Origin of the sequence: Novosphingobium sp. YAF33, from assembly GCF_052113265.1 — a bacterium.
Taxonomy (GTDB): domain Bacteria; phylum Pseudomonadota; class Alphaproteobacteria; order Sphingomonadales; family Sphingomonadaceae; genus Novosphingobium.
In genome coordinates, this window is sequence record NZ_JBFRCW010000008.1 from 147,403 (window position 1) to 167,089 (window position 19,687).

General features: G+C 64.3%; 20 protein-coding genes. All 20 read left to right on the forward strand.

Annotation, left to right across the window (positions count from 1 at the left end):
• Positions 1-47 precede the first annotated feature (47 nt).
• The 20 genes from AB4Z00_RS18365 to AB4Z00_RS18460 all read left to right on the forward strand — a co-directional run bounded on the left by AB4Z00_RS18365 (position 48) and on the right by AB4Z00_RS18460 (position 19,687).
• Positions 48-368 (forward strand): TrbC/VirB2 family protein, encoded by a 321-nt coding sequence (locus tag AB4Z00_RS18365; protein ID WP_008832026.1) that lies wholly within the window; start codon positions 48-50, stop codon positions 366-368.
• A gap of 56 nt (positions 369-424) precedes the next feature.
• Positions 425-715, forward strand: a complete 291-nt coding sequence (traL, locus tag AB4Z00_RS18370; RefSeq protein WP_008832027.1) for a type IV conjugative transfer system protein TraL — start codon at positions 425-427, stop codon at positions 713-715.
• 1 nt (position 716) lies between these two features.
• Positions 717-1,283, forward strand: a complete 567-nt coding sequence (locus tag AB4Z00_RS18375; RefSeq protein WP_303761832.1) for a type IV conjugative transfer system protein TraE — start codon at positions 717-719, stop codon at positions 1,281-1,283.
• Positions 1,280-2,083 (forward strand): type-F conjugative transfer system secretin TraK, encoded by an 804-nt coding sequence (locus tag AB4Z00_RS18380; protein WP_379481060.1) that lies wholly within the window; start codon positions 1,280-1,282, stop codon positions 2,081-2,083. Before AB4Z00_RS18375 ends, AB4Z00_RS18380 begins: the two co-directional genes overlap by 4 nt.
• A 4-nt stretch (positions 2,084-2,087) precedes the next feature.
• Complete coding sequence (locus AB4Z00_RS18385; RefSeq protein ID WP_442046839.1) at positions 2,088-3,419, forward strand: TrbI/VirB10 family protein; 1,332 nt, start codon at positions 2,088-2,090, stop codon at positions 3,417-3,419.
• Complete coding sequence (locus AB4Z00_RS18390) at positions 3,406-4,287, forward strand: DsbC family protein (protein WP_442046840.1); 882 nt, start codon at positions 3,406-3,408, stop codon at positions 4,285-4,287. The genes AB4Z00_RS18385 and AB4Z00_RS18390 overlap by 14 nt, the downstream gene beginning before the upstream one ends.
• Complete coding sequence (locus AB4Z00_RS18395) at positions 4,263-5,276, forward strand: TraV family lipoprotein (protein WP_442046841.1); 1,014 nt, start codon at positions 4,263-4,265, stop codon at positions 5,274-5,276. Before AB4Z00_RS18390 ends, AB4Z00_RS18395 begins: the two co-directional genes overlap by 25 nt.
• A 1-nt stretch (position 5,277) precedes the next feature.
• Positions 5,278-7,872, forward strand: coding sequence for a type IV secretion system protein TraC (traC, locus tag AB4Z00_RS18400; protein WP_442046842.1), 2,595 nt, complete (start codon positions 5,278-5,280; stop codon positions 7,870-7,872).
• Positions 7,873-7,877: 5 nt separating this feature from the next.
• Complete coding sequence (locus AB4Z00_RS18405; RefSeq protein WP_442046843.1) at positions 7,878-8,252, forward strand: hypothetical protein; 375 nt, start codon at positions 7,878-7,880, stop codon at positions 8,250-8,252.
• Positions 8,245-8,892 (forward strand): TrbI F-type domain-containing protein, encoded by a 648-nt coding sequence (locus AB4Z00_RS18410; protein WP_442046844.1) that lies wholly within the window; start codon positions 8,245-8,247, stop codon positions 8,890-8,892. Before AB4Z00_RS18405 ends, AB4Z00_RS18410 begins: the two co-directional genes overlap by 8 nt.
• The gene (locus AB4Z00_RS18415) at positions 8,873-9,436 is read left to right on the forward strand and encodes a S26 family signal peptidase (RefSeq protein WP_442046845.1); all 564 of its coding nucleotides are present in this window, start codon (positions 8,873-8,875) and stop codon (positions 9,434-9,436) included. The genes AB4Z00_RS18410 and AB4Z00_RS18415 overlap by 20 nt, the downstream gene beginning before the upstream one ends.
• Positions 9,433-10,086: a type-F conjugative transfer system protein TraW gene (traW, locus tag AB4Z00_RS18420; RefSeq protein WP_442046846.1), complete on the forward strand. Its 654-nt coding sequence runs from the start codon at positions 9,433-9,435 to the stop codon at positions 10,084-10,086. Before AB4Z00_RS18415 ends, traW begins: the two co-directional genes overlap by 4 nt.
• Complete coding sequence (locus AB4Z00_RS18425) at positions 10,086-10,358, forward strand: hypothetical protein (RefSeq protein WP_442046847.1); 273 nt, start codon at positions 10,086-10,088, stop codon at positions 10,356-10,358. The genes traW and AB4Z00_RS18425 overlap by 1 nt, the downstream gene beginning before the upstream one ends.
• Positions 10,355-11,377, forward strand: coding sequence for a conjugal transfer pilus assembly protein TraU (gene traU, locus AB4Z00_RS18430; RefSeq protein WP_442046848.1), 1,023 nt, complete (start codon positions 10,355-10,357; stop codon positions 11,375-11,377). Before AB4Z00_RS18425 ends, traU begins: the two co-directional genes overlap by 4 nt.
• A gap of 10 nt (positions 11,378-11,387) precedes the next feature.
• Positions 11,388-12,131 (forward strand): type-F conjugative transfer system pilin assembly protein TrbC, encoded by a 744-nt coding sequence (trbC, locus tag AB4Z00_RS18435; protein ID WP_442046849.1) that lies wholly within the window; start codon positions 11,388-11,390, stop codon positions 12,129-12,131.
• The gene (locus AB4Z00_RS18440) at positions 12,131-13,993 is read left to right on the forward strand and encodes a conjugal transfer protein TraN (protein WP_442046850.1); all 1,863 of its coding nucleotides are present in this window, start codon (positions 12,131-12,133) and stop codon (positions 13,991-13,993) included. The genes trbC and AB4Z00_RS18440 overlap by 1 nt, the downstream gene beginning before the upstream one ends.
• 37 nt (positions 13,994-14,030) lie before the next feature.
• Positions 14,031-14,366: a hypothetical protein gene (locus tag AB4Z00_RS18445; RefSeq protein WP_442046851.1), complete on the forward strand. Its 336-nt coding sequence runs from the start codon at positions 14,031-14,033 to the stop codon at positions 14,364-14,366.
• Between the two features lie 215 nt (positions 14,367-14,581).
• Positions 14,582-15,397 (forward strand): conjugal transfer protein TraF, encoded by an 816-nt coding sequence (locus AB4Z00_RS18450; protein ID WP_036528767.1) that lies wholly within the window; start codon positions 14,582-14,584, stop codon positions 15,395-15,397.
• Positions 15,397-16,860, forward strand: coding sequence for a conjugal transfer protein TraH (locus AB4Z00_RS18455; protein ID WP_442046852.1), 1,464 nt, complete (start codon positions 15,397-15,399; stop codon positions 16,858-16,860). Before AB4Z00_RS18450 ends, AB4Z00_RS18455 begins: the two co-directional genes overlap by 1 nt.
• Positions 16,861-16,876: 16 nt before the next feature.
• Positions 16,877-19,687, forward strand: coding sequence for a conjugal transfer protein TraG N-terminal domain-containing protein (locus AB4Z00_RS18460; RefSeq protein ID WP_442046853.1), 2,811 nt, complete (start codon positions 16,877-16,879; stop codon positions 19,685-19,687).

Sequence of the window (19,687 nt, forward strand, 5' to 3'; positions counted from 1 at the left end):
TTCGATTGGGCGCGGAACCGCCGCGTCTCAATCGGAAGGAAATGCTCATGCAACAGGTACTGAAGCATGGCGGGCGGGTAGAGCTTGCGATCCTCGTGATCGCGGCGCTGGCCTTCGCGCTGCTCATGTTCGCCGGACCGGCCTTCGCCGGCGCCGACACCACCTTCGACACCGCGCTCACCAAGTTCACCGACTTCCTCGAGGGATCGGGCGGCAAGATCATCACCGTGCTCAGCCTCGCCGGCGGCGTGGTCGCGCTCGCCTCGGGGCGCTTCTCGATGGGTCAGATCGCCATCCCGGTAGGCGTGGGCGTGGGCGCCGGCACCGGCGTGCCGATCGTCACCTCGACCGTCACCGCAACGATCTGACGTGGGTTCGGGCCGGCGGCGTAGCAGCGCCGACGGTCCAAATGGAGGGTGGTGCGATGTCTGCGGACAAATATGTCATTCCAACTCATCTGGATGATCCAGAACTGATCGGGCTGTGGACCCTGGATGAGTTCCTCGCGATGGTGATTCCGTTCACCTGGGGGATCCTGTCTCAGCATATCCTTATCGGCATTTTGCTCGCTGGAGCAGGCTGGTGGGGCTTGAAGCGCGCTAAGGCGGGACGGGCGGCATCCTGGCTGCTGCACATGGCCTATTGGCACCTTCCGGCCGGGTTCACCGGCATGAAGGCGACACCGCCCTCCTACCTTCGACTGATGGCCGGCTGACATGGAGATCGCCAACAGCCACGCGCAAAGCCAGCGCGTTCTCAAGCAGCGCAACCTCCTCGTCGCCATCGCCGGCGTGCTCGCAGCGCTTACCGCCATCCTTTTCCTGATGGTAGCGACCCGCGATCGGGAGATCGTCCTGCAGCCGATCCTGCGGTCGCCGCTCACAGTCAGCAGCGCCGGGGTCAGCCGCGAGTATCTGGAGATGGTCACGCGCGACGCCGCGGTGCTGACCCTCGATCGATCGCCGAGCAACCTGGAATACTGGATGAAGTCGGTTCTCGATATCACGGCGCCAAGCGCACAGGGGCGGCTCAAGGCGGACCTTCTCAAAATCGTCAACGAGCAGCGCGGATCCTCGATCGCGCAGTTCTTCGCGATCCAGTCGATGAAGCTCGATCCGGACAATCTGACCTCGGACGTGACGGGCGACCTGCACACGATCGTAGGCAGCAAGGTCATCTCCAAGGACCGCCGGACCTTCCGCTTCAAATGGAAATATTCGGGCGTCTCACTGCAGCTCGTCGGCTTCGGGATGGTGTCCAAAGCCGAGGAAGGAGATCAATGATGAGTGCTATCGCCATCGGCAGCACGGCTGCCGGCGCAGCCTTGTGCTCCCGATATTATTGCCACGCGAGCCGTTTCATGGGCGCGGGACTGGTCGCGGTCGGCCTGCTCCTGATCGCCGAACCCGCCTGGGCGGACCAGACGATCATGGCGTCCGACAGCAGCCAGGTCGACTGCCAGGCGTCGGCAAAGGACCTGACCCGCATCAGCCTCGTCGAGGACGAGTTCGCCAGCGTCTCGAAGATCTCCACCGGCAACCCGACAGACGATTTCAGCGTCGTCAACGAACCGGTGCGCGGCGACATCTATCTGTCGGTACCCGAGGGTTTCGGGCGGCCCGCGCTCTCCTTCTTCGGCACGACCAAGCGCGGCTATGTCTACAAGTTCGTTTGCCGCATTGGCGGCGAGCAGGCGGCGCAGGTCTTCGTTTCCAACCCGGCGATCGCGAAAGATCGGTCGGGTGAGGCGGTCGCCGCCACGATCAAGGCCGGCCCGCAGGATGCAGCCGTCGAACTCGTTCAGGCGATGTATTCCAACAGCATAGTCGATGGCTACGAGATGCGGCAGCGCACTTTGCGCCCGGTCTTCGTCGGCGGGCTCAAAGTCCAGATGATCGCGGAATATCGGGGGCAGGAGCTCACCGGCAAGGTTCTGCGCATCGAGAATATGAGCAACGCGCCGATCGCTCTCAACGAAGGCGCGGTCGCGCCGCGCAGCGCGCTCGCCGTCTCCATCGCCGAGCCGACGCTCGCGCCCGGCAAGGTCACCACGGCCTATCTCGTCTCGCAGATCGGGAGGTAGTCATATGGCACTCGCGGACATTTTCTCGCGCACCCGTCGCACCCTGGACGGTCCCGACGAAGAAACAGAGAATGTTTCACCGGTAACCGGCGAAATCGGCAGCAACGAGGCGACGCGCAAGAAGCAGCGGTTGCTGCTCGCGGGCGTTGCCGGCGCGGGGCTGGTGCTCTCCTCCTTCTGGATCTTCGGGGGCAACGACAAGGACGCGGCTGAAGACGACGACGGCGAAAAGGTCGAGGTGTCGACCAAGGATCTGGTGAACCGCAACCTCTCCCAACAGGAGTGGATGGGGATGTCCGAGAACCAGTTCCAGTCGATGGAAAACCAGCTGAAGTCGGTGAATGCGCAGCAAAACCGCGTCGACGCGCTGGCAGCCCAGGTCGAAGCGCTGAAAGGACAGAACCAGGCCCTTCAGGCTGATGGCCAGCGGGTCTTCTCCGCCTACCAGGCCGAGAACGAACGGCTCAAGCGCGAGGCGGCGCAGCAGCGGGCGGCACCGCCGCCCCAGCCAGGTCCAGCCGCGCTCTACGGCCCGGGCGGGACCCAGGCCTATCGGCGGCCCGATGGCACGCCGGGGGCGGCCGGGCCCGCCGGCGCGCCGATGGGCGGCGCGGAAGTCAAGATGGTGAACTTCCAGACCGCCGAGACCGGCAATGCCTCGCGCGTCGCCAAGGGCAACACGGTCTACACTGACAGCGTCAACTACCTGCCGCCCAACAGCTTCGCGTCCGCCAAGGTGATCGTCGGAGTCGATGCCAGTGCCGGCGTCAACAGCCAGTCCGATCCGCTTCCGGTCGTGCTGCGTGTGACGGGCCCTGCGCGCAGCGTCTTCCAGAACGGGCGCCTGCTCACCACCAAGATCGAGGGCTGCCTCATCAACGGGGCGGCGCGCGGCGACCTTTCGGCCGAGAAGGTCTACGTCAAACTGCAGAAGATGACCTGTCCCCAGCCCGGCGGCCGCTATGCGGTCTCGGAGGTCAAGGGCTTCATCGCCTTCGGCGGCAAGACCGGGGTGCGCGGCCGGGTGGTCTCGCGCGAAGGCGGGCTGGTGACGCAGGCCTTCATCGCCGGCCTCTTCGGGGGCTTTGGCCGCGGTTTCTCCGCAAACGCCAATTCGGTGTTCCAGGGCACCAACATCACCACAAACGGCAAGCGCGACAAACTCTCGGCGGGCGAGATCCTGGAGGGTGGCTTCGGGGAAGGCGTCGCCCAGACCGGCGACATGGTCTCGAAATATCTGATCGAGCGCGCCGAACAATATCAGCCGGTGATCGAGATGCCGACCGGCATCGATGTCGAAATCGTCTTTCTGGAGGGTGTCTATGTCCGTAACTGATCGCCTTCGCGCCGCTGTTGCGCGTACGCCCTGGAGCTATGGCCTCATCGCCCTGCCGGTGGTGGGACTGGGCGCCGCCGCCATCGCTGCCGCTGCCGTTCCGACCGAAGACAGCCAGGTCGCTGGCCTGCTCAAGGCCCGGCTGCCCAAGACCGAGATCAGCGCTGTCAACTGCGCAAAGGTCGCAGGACTGTGCGAAGTGACCGCCGGCGCCAATCTCTTCTATGTCGATAGAGGCGCCCGCTATCTCGTCATCGGCCGGGTCTACGATATGGAAACGCGGCAGGACGTGACGGCCGCACGCCTCCTGGAGATGAACCCCGACATGCTGGTCGGCGGCGCGGCCAAGGCCAATGCGACGGCCGCGCTCGGCGGCGAGGCGGACGCTTCTCCCGTCGCACCGACAGCCGGCGCGCGCCGTGTCTCCGTGCCAGTGCGCCCGGCCACGCTGTCGCTCGCTGGGCTGCCGCGCGACGGAGCGATCGTCTGGGGCAACAAGGCATCGAGCCAGTCGGTCACGGTCTTTACCGATTTTCGCTGCGGCTACTGCCGCGCGCTTACTAGCGTGCTGCGCAGCATGGACGTCAAGGTCATCGAACGGCCCATTTCGGTCCTGGGCAGCCGGGATCTGGCCGACCGCGTCTATTGCGCCAGGAACCGGGAAGAGGCGCTCCACGCCGCCTATTCCGGCGCGCCGTTCGAAAGCGAGGGCAAATGCGACACGCGTGGCCTCGACGCCAACGAGCAGTTCGCCCGCAGCCATGGCCTGAGCGGGACCCCGGTGATCGTCCGCAGCGACGGCGCGATGCTTGAGGGCTACCGACCCAAGGACGTGCTCGAAGCGTGGCTGAAGGGAGCCAAGTCGTGAAGGGCCGCGCCACTCGCTGGCATGCTGGCCTGGCGCTCGCCGTCCTGCCAGTCATGGGGGGCTGCGCCTCGTTCGGCAGCAATATCGCGGGGAGTTTTTCCTGCCCTGCGCCGGACGGAATTTGCGCGCCGTCGTCATCGATCGACGACCGGGCACTGGCCCTTATCACGGCTGAAGCGCCGGACGCCGTGCCGTCACCGGCGGGACCCTATCGCGATCCCGACATGGGAGCGGGGAAAGCTGCCCGGACGGCGGTGGCAAGCCCGCGGCGCATGCCGGTGTCGATCGGAGAGGCGGGCCGCACACGGGAGAAAGTGCTGCGGATCGTCTTCCAGCCCTATATCGACGAGCGCGGCCGGTTGCACGAGACGAGCGCCGTCCATGCCGTGGTCGCGCAAGGCGAGTGGCAGCAGCAGGCTATCGCGGACGCGTCTGGCCTCTCCTCCCGCAATGAGCGCGCCGCGGCCTATGCAGGCGAGACGCTCGCCGACGCGGTCGATCGGACCGAGACGGAGCGCTTCTCCCCCGCCGAAGGCCTGCCTGACCCGGCGGCTGTCGCTGCCGCGCGGGCGCGTGCGACGGCAGATCCGGTTGCCAGCATCAAGAGCGCTGTCGCGGCCCGGCTTTCGCCAAGGCCCGATGCGCGGGCGCGGCGCAAGGTCGCAGCGACGCCCCCGCAACCCGTCAGCGCTGCGGCCCCGTCCGCCGAACCGACTGCTCCTCCCGCGGCAGCGGCTGCACCGCCGACACGCGCGGTCCCGTCCGCTCCGCAGGCTGCGGCAGTCCCTGGCGCTCCCGCCAAGACGACCGCCGGCGCGGAAGCGGCGGCGCGGGTGAAAGCCGATAGCCGGTACCAGGCGGTGGCGTCGCAGGCACAGGATGGTGCACGGGCAGCGGCCACGGGCGCGCAGGCGCCCGACTTGCGGCCGGCGCTCAAGCCCACGGTGAATTCGGCCCCATTCCCCGGCGCCGTCGCGGAGGAGAACTGACATGGCGAAAGGCGGCTTTTTCGACAGCATGCTCTCGGGGCTCTTCGGCGATGCGGAGCGTCCCGATCATGACCGGCCCGCGCTCGGCGTTCCCATGCTGGCGCACTGGCTGCCCTATCGCAGCTATGATCCCAAGACGGGGATCTTCTACAACAGCGCCTCGCGCGGTTTCGTGATCGAGGCCGCTCCAATGGTGGGCGCTGACGAGCGCACCGCGGAGATCATCACGCAGTTCCTGTCCGAAGGCATTCCCGCGCCGGGCTGCATCCAGTTCCATCAGTGGATGAGCCCGCGCGTGGGGGAGGCGCTGAGCAAATGGTATCTGCCGCGCTATGCCGCACGCGGCGTCTACGAACGGATGGCCAAGCACCGGGTCGATTTCCTGAGCGACGGCGTATGGCAGTCGCTCTCGAAGGACGCGCCCTTTTGCCTGCGCCATCACCGCGTGGCGATCTCCTATTCGACGCCCGAGAGCTCGTCGGTGTCCGATGACGACATCGTCTCGGTCATGGAGGGCCTGGTCTCGGCGCTGGCTTCGGTGGGGGTCACGACCCGGCGCATGGATCCGGTCGCGCTGATCGCCTGGATCGACGACATCACCTCACCGACCACGGCTGCCGGTGAGGACGTCGTCAGCTACAATCCCTTCGATCCCATCGCCGACCAGGCCATTCGCCGCGACATCGAGCTCCGGGTCGAACCCGACCGGATGCTGCTGCGCACCGAGCGGTTCCGACCGACCGGCAAGGTCCACGAAGGCGCCCCGGAGATCGGCGAGATCTATCCCGATGTCTTCGACGTGCGCTCCTTCTCGGTGCGCAACCTGCCCAATCGCTGGGCGCCCTGGGACATGGCGAAGCTGGTGGGCGACATGTTCACCGACAAGCTGCGCATGCCGTGCCCGGTCGCGACGAACCTGTGCGTTGAATATCCGAACACCCAGGCCTCGTCGAACAAGGCGAGCTTCAAGTTCATGCGGACGACGAGTCTCGCCGATTCCAAGTCCGCGCGTTTCCTGCCGCAGCTGCGCGACCAGAGCCAGGAGTGGCGGTTCGTCAACGACGAGATCCGGCAGGGCCGCAAACTTGTGCGGGTATTCTTTTCCGTCACCTCCTTCTCGCCCAAGGGACGCGGCGACGCCAACGAACGCGTGCTCAAATCCGTCTACCGCGCGGCGGGTTGGGACCTGCTCGACGACCGCTACCTGCAGGTGATGGGCCTGCTCTGCGCCATGCCCATGACGATGGCCAACGGCCTGTCGCGCGATCTCGAGCGGATGAAGCGCATGCGAACGCTGCTCACCACCACCGCCGCCAATCTTGCGCCGCTCCAGGGCGAATATCTGGGCGGCCATGTGCCGCATCTCCTGATGGTGGGACGGCGCGGCCAGCCCTTCTTCTGGTCACCGTTCGAAAACGCGGCGGGCAACCATAATGTCGCTGTCTTCGGCAAATCGGGATCGGGCAAGTCGGTGGCCTTGCAGGAGCTGTGCGCCTCGCTGTGCGGCGCTGGCGCAAAGGTGGTCGTGATCGACGACGGCCGATCCTTCGAGCATTCGGCCAAATTGCAGGGCGGCGCCTTCGTCGAATTCACCATGAGCTCGGGCTTCTGCCTTAATCCCTTCTCGATGATCGACGAGGCCCAGGCGGCTGAGGACGAGGACTATCTGCTCGACTGCATGGCGATGCTCAAGGCCATCGTGAACCAGATGTCGCGCCACATCGACCGTCTCAACGATACCGAGCGCGGCCTCATCGATGGCGCGGTCAACACGGTGTGGGAGGCGCACGGCCGAAGAGGATCGATCGACCTTGTGATCGAGGCGCTCGATGCAACCGGCAACGCGCTCGCGCACGACCTCGGTATTGCGATGCGCCCCTTCTCGGCGGCGGGCACCTACGGCCGGTTCTTCCAGGGGGAGGTCAGCTTCGAACTGAAGGCGCAGCTCACCGTCTTCGAGCTCTCGGATCTCTCGGCGCGTGAAGAACTGCGCAGCGTGGTCCTCACCGCCATCATGTTCATGTCGCAGCAGGTGATGCGCAAGGTCGATCGCGCAATCCCCAAGGCATTGCTGCTGGATGAAGCCTGGCAGCTGCTGCGCGGCGGGGCCATGGCCGACTTCATCGAGACCTATGCGCGCACCTGCCGTAAATATGGCGCTTCGCTCGTCACCGCCACGCAGTCGCTCAACGATTATTACAAGTCGGCGGGGTCAATCGCGGCGCTGGAGAACAGCGACTGGTTCGTTATTCTCCAGCAGAAGCCGGAAACGATAGCCGATTTCAAGAAGCATGATCGCTTCGAGATGGACGATTATACCGATGCGCTGCTGCGCTCCTTGAAGCGTAACGGCTTCGAATATTCGGACATCATGATCAAGGGACCCGAGACGCTGGCGGTGGGTCGCCTGGTCCTGGATCCCTATTCGGCCACACTGTTCTCTTCGAGCCCGCAGACCTTCGCCCGGATCGAGGCGCTGATCGGCGAGGGTCTCAGCATGGACGAGGCGATCGAGCGCATCGCCTTTCCCGACAACCCCGAGAAATGGGCGGCGAACGCGGAGAGTGATCCCGACGTCGCAATCGCCGCGGAGTAGGTGCGGTGGCAACGATCCCGAGCGAAGAGACGCTTAAGCCCAGCTCATCGGCGGCGGCTACCCCGTGCATCCGGCTCGACCTGCGCACGATCCTCTATTGGTATCTCCACCTTTTCGGTTTCACTCTGTCGTCGCTGCTGATCAGCTGGGGACTGTTCTTTCTCTTTTTTCTGGCGATCGGCGGCTTCTCGATCGACGGCATGATGCACCAGCTGGCCAATATGGCGAGCCGCTATGTCGCCGCGGACCCGGCGCGCATCGCATCCTTCAAGCAGGTGCTGGCCGGCGCGCAGCTTCTCCTGGCCGGCGCGATCATCGTGCTGCGCCGACATCTCATCATTCCGCGTCATGTGTCTGAAGGGAACCGTTCCCATGGCTGAGCAGGCTGAACTCGATCTTCCTCCCGTCCCCGCGCCGTCGGGCAAAGCCACGCGCTCGCGCCGCCGGGCCCTCTTCGCAGGATTGACCCGCTGGCAGATGCTGGGCGGGCTCCTGCTGCTCGCGTCGCTCGTCTGGGCGATGTGGGTGACCCGGCAGGTGAGTGCCCGGCCCGATCATATCGTCTCGGTCAAGCTCTCCGAACTGGTCGGAGAATATGTCGAGGCGCAGCGCTACTCGGCATCGCCACCTGAGCGGGTCAAGGCCGAGATGCAGGCCTTCATGGCATCGCTCGACAAGGAGCTTGCGCGTCGCAGCGCCCATGGCGACGTCATCCTCGTCGGCGAGGCTGTGCTCAGCAAGAATGTCGATGACATCACGGAAACGGTGAAGAAGGCGGTCTACGCCTCGGGCGTGCCGATACCCAAGCGGATAACGGCCGAGGAGCTGCAGCGCCTGCAGCAAATGAGCCTGCAGGCCGCGCCCGAGATGCCCGTGCCGCAGGATCCGCGGACGGCCGCGCCGGCGAGCGCCGCACAAGCCACTGCCCAACCGGTTCCATCCGTCCTTCCCCCGGCCGTTGGTGCCCAGGGAGCCACCGTGTCGAGCTTTGGAGCGCCCGATGTCGGCCCTGCTCAGTGACAAGGGCGAAACCCCGATGGTGCCGGCGCACCCCGCAACGGCCTGGCGACCGCGCAAGCATCTCTGGGCAGCGCTGGGGCTCCTGTCGGTCGGCACAGTGGTTCTGGGCGCGATCGCGGATTGGCGCGATCGTCATGCCTTCCTCATCAACACGAGCGAATCCCTGCCGAACTGGGCGTTCCTCATCGATCGGGGCCGACTGCCGGGCCGCGGTAACTATGTCTTCTTCGACCCGCCCGCGACCGCTCTCGTGCATCGCCATTTCGGAGCGCGGCCCGCTATGTTCGGCAAGCTGGTTTATGGTCTCCCCGGCGATGTCGTTTCCCATAGCGGGAACGACGTCCTGATCGGCGGGCGCATGGTGGCGCGCATGAAGCGGGCCTCGCGCCTGGGCGAGCTGTTGACGCCCGGCGCGACCGGGCCGGTCCCGGCGGGCTGCTATTTTGTCGGGACGCCGCACAAGGACGGGTTCGACAGCCGCTATGCCGACATCGGATTCGTCTGCGCGCGCCAGATTATCGGGACCGGGGAGCCGCTACTATGAGGCGCACCATCCTGCTGGCGGCGACGACCGCATGCCTTGGCGGCACGACCCTGCTTCTTGCCGGCTCCGCCAGCGAGGCGCGCGACTATGGAACGGCAGGACAGGCCTTTCCGATCATCGAGCCTGACCTGCTCGCGACGATCGAGGCGCGGCTGCGCCGTGCCGAAGCGAGCGGCGAACTGGCCCGAACCAACGCGCTTTTCGCCAAGCGGGTCGAGGCCAAGGTGCGGCGGCCAGATCCCGTCGCCGGTATCTCGCCGGCCCAGGAGACGCGCAGCTGGGATTTCGATCCCTCGGTTCGCATCGACCATGATGTCCGCGACCAGAAGGGAAATATGATCGCAAAGGCGGGTCAGAAGGTGAACCCGCTCGATTTCGTCGGCATTCGTCAGGATCTTGTCTTCGTCGATGGGGATAATGCCGAGCAGCTGGCTTGGGCCTGCGGCAAATATAGCGACATGAAGGCGAAGATCATCTTCGTGAAGGGATCGCCGATCGAGGCGATGTCGCAGAGCAAGCGGCGCTTCTATTTCGATCAGGAGGGCAAGCTCACTGGCCGCTTCGGCATCGAGCACACGCCCGCCGTCGTCAGCCAGGCGGGCCGCGTGATGCGGGTCACCGAACATGCGCTCAAGGGGAGGGCGGGCTGATGCCCTTGTGGCTCGACCTCCTGCGCACGCCGATGGCCGCGCCCGAGACAAGCGACCTGCGCCGCATGCGCCGGACGTGGCAGGCGTTGTGCATCCTTCTCGCGCTCGTGGTCGGGGGGGTCGGCCCGCTGCGCCAATGGGTCGGCCGCCCGGCCGTCGCGGCGGTGGCCCTCGCGCTGCTCGTCGGCACGGCGCTCTGCACAGCGCTGTATCTGGCTCGCAAGCAGCGCGCTGACACAGCCTATCTCGATCAATTGGGAGAGCGAGAATGACGCGCGGTCTTCGATCCCTGCTCGGCGCTGTGTCGCTTCTCCTGACGCTGGTGCTTTTTGCGGCGCCAGCGCAAGCGGCCGGAAAGACCTGCAACGGCAAGTTCGTCAATCCGATCACCGACGTCTGCTGGTCGTGCCTCTTTCCCCTGTCGGTGGGCGGCCTCAAGATCTGGCCGAGCGGCCGGCCCGATACCAGCAATCCCGCCTCGCCGGTCTGCGCCTGCGCGGATCCGTTGCCGCGCATTGGCATTGCCGTCGGTTTCTGGGAGCCGGCTCGCCTCGCTGATGTGACGATGAAGCCGTGGTGCTTCCCCAACCTGGGCGGTATTCGCATCGCCCCCGGGTTCGATATCGGACAGGGCTATCTCGCCGGTCCCTCGATGGTCGGCGGGCGGTCGCAAAGCACGGCCAAGTGGCATGTGCACTGGTATGTGTATCCGCTGCTCTATTGGATGGAGATCCTGACCGACTTCGTCTGCTTCGAGCAGGCGAGCTTCGACATCGCCTATATGACCGAGATCGATCCGCTCTGGCAGGACGATGCCCTCACCACGCTGATCAACCCCGAAGCGATCATCTTCGCCAATCCGATCGCTCAGGCCGCCTGCGCGGGTGACTGCATTGCCGGAACGGTCAACCTACCGCTCGATCCGCTCTTCTGGTGCGCGGGCTGCCAGGGTTCGATGTACCCGCTCAACGGCAATGTCCCGGCCTCGATCGGCCATGTGCAGTCGTCGCGGCTGGCGGTCTCCCGCTTCGCCTACAAGATGCACCGCGAGGCGCTGGCCTGGGGGACGATGGGCTCGAAGGGCCTGTGCAAGAAGTACCTCATGCCGATCATGCGCAAGCAGCAATATCGCTTCCAGATGGTCAATCCGATCCCGACCGTGAGCGGGCGGTTCGCCTGCTCCGCAATCGGGGCTTCCACGATGCCGCCCGATGCGGGTCGCGCCTATCCCGCCGGCGGCGAGGACATGGGCTACCTCGTCTGGCGCAAGCGCAACTGTTGTGTCCTGTAGGGAGGGGTCGATGCGTTTCGCTGCCTGGGGCGTTACCGCCCTGCTTGCTACCGCCGGTGTATCGGCGCTGCTCGCTCAGACCGTCGATGGTCTCGACGTGCAGGCCATCAAGAAGCGCTCGGCCGATCTCGCCGCGGATGCGGAAGCCTTCGTGAACCACGTCAAGGATCGCGGCGACCAGTTCCGCGAGGAAGCCGTCGCGGTGCGTGAAGCCGGCACCGAAAACATGCGGCAGGTCGCGGCCAAGGATCTGCCCAAGGGGCCCGACGGCGCGATCGACTTCGATGAGATCGTGCAAGGCGCCGCCGGCAATGCCAGCGTCAAGAGCGGCGAGGCGCCGCAATTCATCGTCTTCGCCAGTCTCTCGATGCCGCCACAGTCCCTGAAACCGCTTATTCGCGATACGGCGCGCGCTGACGGCGTCGTGGTGTTCCGCGGCTTTCCGAACAACAGCATGAAGGAGTTTTCGGCTCGGCTCGGGCAGATCGTCGAGCGCCAGGACGAATTCGCCAATGTCGGCATCGATCCGCGACTGTTCCGAGCCTTCAATGTGCAGGCGGTCCCGACCTATGTTGCCGTGTCGTCCGATTTCGACCTGTGTGCCGGCTTTTCCTGTCAGACCAAGGTGCCGCCCTATGACCGCATGACGGGCAATGTCACCGTGGAATATGCGCTCAGCAGCTTTGCCGACGGTAATGGTCCCGGCGCCCGCGTTGCCGCCGTTGGCCTCTCGAATATACGGGCGCAACGCTGATGCGCCTCGCGATCGCAATCAGTCTGGCAGTCCTGGCCGGGGCCAGCTTCCCCGCGCAGGCGCAGACCACGCTGGAGGAAGCGCGCGAGCAGGGAAAGGCGATGGGAACCGCGGCGAAGGCTAATCCGGTCCTGGTGCCCAGCGACAACGCGCAGGCCGAAGCCGTGCCGGGGTTCTCGGGGACGACCCTCCCGCAGGGCAGCTATTTCGATGATCCGGACAAGCTGATCAACGATGCCCAGGCGCTCAAGTCGAGTAGCGAGCAGTACCAGATCACGACCGACAGCAGCCATGTGCGCCCGACATTCAGCAATGCCGAGATTCTTTCGACGACCAATCGCGCGACCATCATTGAGGAAGATCCCTCCACCTATCTGGCGGGAGAGGCTTATGGCGGGACGAGCGGAAGCTGCACCGCGCTTCCGCCTGGATCGGGCACGAGCGGCTATTATGAAGCGAGTTGCAACGCGGGCGCCAAGGTAACGACCAACGCCCGCAGTTGCGCCGTCAATCTGGATGTGCGCACCGATAAGCGGACGATCTACACCTATTACACCGGCCGTTTAAGTTTCCTGCAGAGCGATGGCGGCCCCTATCCGGCCCGTGCCGCGTTCGACGATGAAATCACCTCGGGAGTCTGCTGGGAAAGCCGACCCATCGACTATTGCGACAATATGGCGGCCTATGGCTACACGGCGGCCGACACCTGCAAGAGCCTGGGCCATACGGCCGTTGAGGTGAAGTGCAGCGCTGAGGCGCAAGGGATTACGGAGGGCGCCTATCACCCTGGCACGGTGATTTCGACCGGCAACTACTGGCTGACCAGGCAGGAGGAACCGGCGGTTCCCGTCATCACCCGCAACGAGGGTCTCTGCGCGGCCTATGCCGGCGACAGCAACTGCACGCTGGAATCGGAGATCTGCACGGCAAGCGATCCGGTCACCCGGATAGTCGACGGTGTGCCTGTCACGCAGCCGTGCTGGGCGTGGCAGCGCAGCTACCAGTGCCACACCATTTCGTCGGCCAACGACTGCTCGGAACTCGAAGCCAATGGCAGTTGCACCTATCAGCGCACCGAATGCCTGGACGAGGATCCTGACGGCGGACCCTGCAAGGTCCAGGAGAAGATCTATCGTTGCCCGACGCCGTCGGGCACCTCGGCCGACGCCCCACAATATATTTGCGGCGACGACGTCTATTGCATCAACGGCGACTGCGAGCCGATCGAACGGCAGGCCTCGACCGAATTCAAGGACGCGCTGGTGGCGCTGCACTCGATCGACCAGGCCGGCAAGGAGTTCGACGAGACCAATTATCGGGTGTTTTCGGGCACACGCGAGACCTGTCACAAACCGGTATTTGGCCTCATCAACTGCTGTGCCGGCAAGGTTTCGGGATTGGTGCCGGTAGCGGCGGGCGCCGCCGCACTGGCCGGCGGGCCGGCTGCGATCGCGGCCTTCGCCACGCCGTTCCTCGTGTTGTTCGCCTGTTCTCAGGACGAGATGAGGCTCGATATCAAGGACCGGATGGGCTTTTGCCACAATCTGGGCACCTACTGCTCATCGAGTTTCCTGGGCATCTGCAAGACCAAGCGCACCGCCTATTGCTGCTTTGAAAGCAAGCTTTCGCGGATTCTCCAGGAGCAGGGCCGCGTGCAGTTGGGAAAGCCCTGGGGGGCGCCCAAGAAGGAGCAGTGCCAGGGCTTCACGATCGAGGAGTTCGCCTCGCTCGACCTTTCGGTGATGGATTTCACCGAAATCTATTCGGACTTCCTGGATGCAGCAAAGCTTCCCGACGAAGTCCAGACGATGACGGACATTCAGTCGAAGATACAGGATTACTATGATCTCCACGGCAAATGATCCGGGGCTACCCCGCGATGCCGGGGACGAAAGCGCGATGACGGTTCTCGAGCTGTCGATCTTCGTCTGCGCCTTCCGCGCCCGCACCCCCCTCCGAGCAAGCGAGATCTTCGCGGTCATGCATGGCTGGTTCGGCGACATGCCCGCCGATCAGGTCGCGCTGCTGGTCCCCGGCATGGTGAGCCGTGGCTGGCTGACGCCGATCGGCGAGGCCGTGAGGGCGAGCGAGCAGGGCCGCCGCGCTGCGCGGCCGCTCGTGGAGGGAATTATCCGGATGCTCGATCAAGGCACCCGGCTCATCGACGTGGCGCTGATGATGTCGGTGCTGCGCCTTACCAGGGGAGAATTGGACAATGGCCCTGCCGATACTTGACCCCGTCATCTTCGCCTTGGTGCTGACGCTGACAAGCCCAGGCGCACAGCCGCCGCCCGAGCCTGCGACGACGAGAAGTTCGCCGTGCCGCGCAGCGAAGGACGCGGACCCGTCCGATTGCTGCGTCCACCCCCGGGCGCTCGACCTGACCGCCGCCCGCCCTTCCGCGCCTCACTTTGCCGCTGCGCCACAGCCGCAGGAAAGGATCCCGAGCCATGTCGAAGTTCACTAGGATTTGCGCAGTGGTTCTGGCGCTGATGCCCATGACTGTTAACGCGCAGGAGGCCGGGGCAAGCCGCGACACGATCGACGGGCAATCGCCCGACGACTTCTATTGTGGCGAGCGCCGCCTGGGGCAATGGTTCTATTGCTCGAAACCCAAGCCGCGCGAGACCCGCCCAGCGTCGCCGCAGGCGCCCGAGCCATCGGCTGCCGAACGCATGGCCGCGATCGCAAAGGAGCTCGATGAGCTCAAGGCCCGCGCGATCCTTGACCCCTCCGAAGAGAATGTCATCGCCTATGTGCGCTTCCAGCGCGAGCAGCTCGACCGGGCCTCGACTTTCGCCGATACGTGGCAGCGCGCTCTCTGGCAGCATCCCGACATCGACTACACGCTGCAACGCCCGGTTTCGACGGTCGGCAAACGAGCCTGGCTCGACAATCGCAAGGCGGATCGGGATGCCGTCCTGACGAGCCTCAGCCAGCGCTACGGGCTCTTCTATTTCTATGCGCAAAGCTGCGGCGCCTGCGAGCTCTTCGCGCCGATCCTGCGCTCGGTCGCCGACAGCCATCGGATGGCGGTCATGGCGGTTTCGATGGACGGCGGCCCAAACAAGGAATTTCCCAACTATGTCGTCGACACGGGCCAGCGTGCCCGCATGGGACTGACCGGCAACGAGACGCCGGCGCTGGTCCTGTTCGACACCCAGACGAAGCGGACGATCCCGGTCGGGTACGGCATCCTCAGCGCCGATGAGATCATGGACCGGATCTTCATGCTCACCAACACCAAGGTGGGGAGTGACTACTGATGGCACGCAAGAGTTCCGGACGGGCACGGGCGGCGATCCGGCGCCTCTCTCATGGCGCCGCCTTATTGGCGGCATCGCATTTCGCGCTGGTGGGCGTTGCCCATGCCGATGTCGCGGGCCAGATGAACAGCTTCTTCAACGACGCGGGCGGTGCGGCCAATGTGACGGGCCCAAGCGCCTTCCAGGGCCAGTCGGCCGGCTACTATTCGATGGGCAATGTCTGGACGCGCTTCCCGCAAAAGTCGGTGTCGCCGTTCAACCTGCAGTTGCCAAGCGCTCGAGCAGGCTGCGGCGGCATCGACCTCTTTTCGGGGTCCTTCTCATTCATCAACGCCTCCGAGATCGTGGCGATGCTCAAGGCCACCGCGAACAATGCGCTCGGCTTTGCCTTCAAGCTCGCGATTGACTCCGTCTCTCCGGAAATCGGCAAGGTGATGGACGAGTTCAGCCAGAAGGCTCAGCTCCTCAACCAGATGAACATCTCGAGCTGCGAGACCGCGCAGGCGCTGGTTGGCGGCATCTGGCCGCAGATGGACACCACCCGCTCGACCATCTGCGAAGCCATCGGCAACAGCCAGGGCATATTCTCGGACTGGGCCGCCTCACGGCAGGGCTGCAACAACGGCAACCAGCGCGATAACACGATCGCCGGAAACAGCGATGCGTCGATGAAGGACCAACTTGTTGGCGAGCCGCATAACTATACCTGGGAGGCCTTGAAGAAGGCAGGCAAGTTCGGCGCCTTCGACCAGAGCTTCTCCGAATTCATCATGACCCTGGTGGGTACGGTAATCACGAAGCCGTCGGACGATCCGAGTGTCGGCGGCAAGGTCGTGATGATCGGCCCGGCCGAAGACGCCGTGGTGACCGCGCTTCTGGATGGTACGGCCGATGCGCCGCCGGTGAAGCTCCTCAAATGCAATGACGAAAACTGCTACGAGGTCGGCGAGCAGACGCTGTCGGTGCCAGCATCGTCCGCGTTGCGCCCCCGGATCGAAGCGCTGATCCAGTCGATGAACGACAAGATCCGCAGCGATAAGCCACTCGATGCCGCGGAAAAGCAGCTTCTGAACATCGCGACGGTGCCGATCTTCAAGATCCTGAGCGTCCAGGCTTATGCGCATTACTCGCTGTCGCCCGGCGAGATCCAGGCAATGTCGGAAATCGTCGCGGTCGACCTGCTCACCGCTATGCTCGACAATATGATGGACCGGGTCGAGCAAAGCCAGGTCCACTACCAGACCTTCGACCAGGCTACCGCGGCCCAGTGGAAGGCGCAGATCGCCGCGGCTCGGGCCAAATACGCGCAGCGCGACGTCAAGCTCAACAACAAGCTGCAGGTCACGATGCAGCTCATCAATCGCAGCATGATGCTGGAGTCCACCCTGCAGAATTCGATGACGCCGGGCATGGCTTCGGCGCTGACCTTCTCGCGCGGGCTGAGCTCGCAGGGGCTGAACTGAAGCCGGGGAACAGGCGATGCTAGAGGTCTTCACGGTCGGTGGCGGCGAATATCTGGTCAACACCTTCAATGCTGTAGCGGCTTGGTCGGGAGGCGGGGGCTATCGCGCGCTGCTCCGGGTCGTGATGGTCATGGGCCTCATCTATTCGCTTCTCGTTGTGGCCTTCACGCTCAACTACAAAGCGTGGATGAACTGGTTTCTCCAGGCCACGGCGATCTACCTGTGCCTCATGGTGCCGACCGTCGACATCAAGGTAACAGACAGGGTAAATCCGTCGCTCGCGCCGGCGACGATCGACAACGTACCGTTGGGACTGGGCGTGCTGGCGAGCTTCACCACGCAGATCGGCGATTGGATGACACGCACCGCCGAGACCGTGTTCGTGATGCCCGGCGAGCTCAATTACACGACCAACGGCATGGTTTATGGCGCGAGGCTGTTCGATGCGACGCGCAACTTCGTAATCCGCGACGCCGAGTTTGCGACCAATCTCGAGAAGCATTTCAAGAATTGTGTGTTCGGCGACGTCATGCTAAACCAGAAATCGCTGACCGAGCTGTCGAAGGCGCAGGATCTTTGGGCCGCGATTGGCCCGGGCTCGGAAGCACGCTCCCAGGAATGGCTGGAAAAGGACGGCAGCGGCGCGGTCACGAGCTATATCGTGACGTGCCGCCAGGCCTATGAAGGTCTTTCGGGTCAGTGGGCCAACATGATCGAGGCTAACACCCCGATCTGGGCGAAAGAGGTCTACCCCAAGCTCAGCAACGCGCTTGCTGCCGACAAGCTGAAGCATGATGTTCCTATTGTGAACCAGGCTTTCACGGGGTCGGGAAGCAGCTACGCCGACTATATGCGGCAGAACACTGCGATCAACGCATTCATGCAGGCGCGCAGCTCCATGGCGGGTGGCACGGGGGCGGCGGCGATCGACACGTTCGCGCAGACCCGTGCCGACGTACAGGCCCGCAACACCTACAATTCGATTGCGCAACAGGCGATGGCCTGGGTGCCGATCCTCAACATCGTTCTGACAGTCGTGTTCTTTGCGATGTTCCCGGTCATCTTCCCGCTCTTCCTAATGCCGCAAACCGGGCTGAGCGCGCTCAAGGGCTACGCTGTTGGCTTCTTCTACCTGGCTGCCTGGGGCCCGCTTTACGTTATCCTGCATATGATATGCATGACGCGCGCCGAGACCGCGGCGACCGGCATCGCATCGGGCGGTGTTACGCTCGGCACTTTCGCAGGCATCGGCGCCGTGAACGGTGAGACTGCGACGATCGCAGGGTTCATGCTGATGTCGGTCCCGTTCCTCGCGGCGGGACTGGCACGCGGCGCGATGTCTATCGCCGGCCAGTCCATGTCCATGCTCGCGCCCGCACAGAACGCCGCCGAAGCCGCTGCCCTCGAACAGACGACGGGCAACTATTCCTATGGGAATGTCAGCTGGGCAAATTCGACGTCCAACATGCAGCAGAGCGACCAGTGGACCAAGGCGCCGAGCTATATGGGCGGCGCGCCGATGACAAGTTGGCGCCAGGACAATGGCGCGCTGATCAATGGCTTCGGCAACGGACAGGAGGTCTTCGATACGGGCGGCGCCATTTCGCGCCTGGCATTCACGCCGACAATGTCGTCGGGCGCCGTCGCCGAATGGCGCGAAATGGCGAACGAGGCGCACCGTCAGTCGCAGGCCTATGAAAACGCCGCAAACGACATCCTGACCTCAACCCATACCAATCGCAGCGCATTCGGAACCTCGACCGAACAGTCGTCGGGATGGGATTCGAGCAGCGGCCGCCAAGCCAACACTTCGATCGAACAGTTCGACCGGAGAACAGGAAGCAGTTCTCAGGGGCTGGAAGACAGATCTTCGATCGGGCAATCGCAGCGGGTCAGTGACACTCACGATCGAAGTGCAATAACGTCTGACCAAGTGGGCGGTAGGATAACCACCGGTATGGGAGGTCCGGCAGCCGCAGGTCCAGGCGGAGGTGGGCGCCGGGCGTCCGGCTTGCTGCCAGGAATTGAAGGAAGCGTAGGTAAGAGCGGATCACAACAAGATCAGCTGCAGCATTCCACGGGACAAACCAATTCCAGCGATAGCTCCAACACTGCTTCCAGTGGGGTACGCGACGAACATTCGAACGGAACCGGCGCAAGTTCTTCGGATGGCACCTACAGCCGGAGCGGCGTGTTCAGTCGCGCCTCGCAGACGTCGTCGGCTTCGGTGAGCACTGAGGACGCTCTCTCCCGCGCGCGCTCATATCAGGAGTCCGCGCGCAAGCTGGAGGAATTGTCGCAGCAGCTGTCTCGCGACGCCAGTTGGGCCGAGAGTCATGGCATGCAACTCAGCACAAACCTCAGTCAGGACCTCGCGAACTGGTACCGTGCGCAACAAGCGGCAAATCCTGGTCTGGATGCACCCGAAATCTGGGCGACAGACCTTTCCGAGCATCAGCGCAGTGTCCGGGATGAGATGGTCCAGCGGTGGATGTCGGAGAAGCGTGAAGCGATCTACGAGGAAATCCGTGGAAGCCTGAACGAGCCTGATCTCGTTGATGTGCACCGCACCGGCGTGTCCTCCGCAGCCGATGTCAGGGCGACCTATCATCCGCATGGTGCTGGCGGGATTCCGGCCGGGCCTAATCTAGGCGATCCGGGCGCAGCCGAAGCCATAATTTCGTCAGGTAAAGCCGCGATCGATGGAGACCGCCGCGCAGCTCAGGCCGGGCGACATGCTAATGTGCAAGGCAATGTGCGCATTCAATCGGAGGTTGGCGAAGGCCAGGACAAAGGGTTCTTTCTTGACCCCGATCTAAGGAAATGA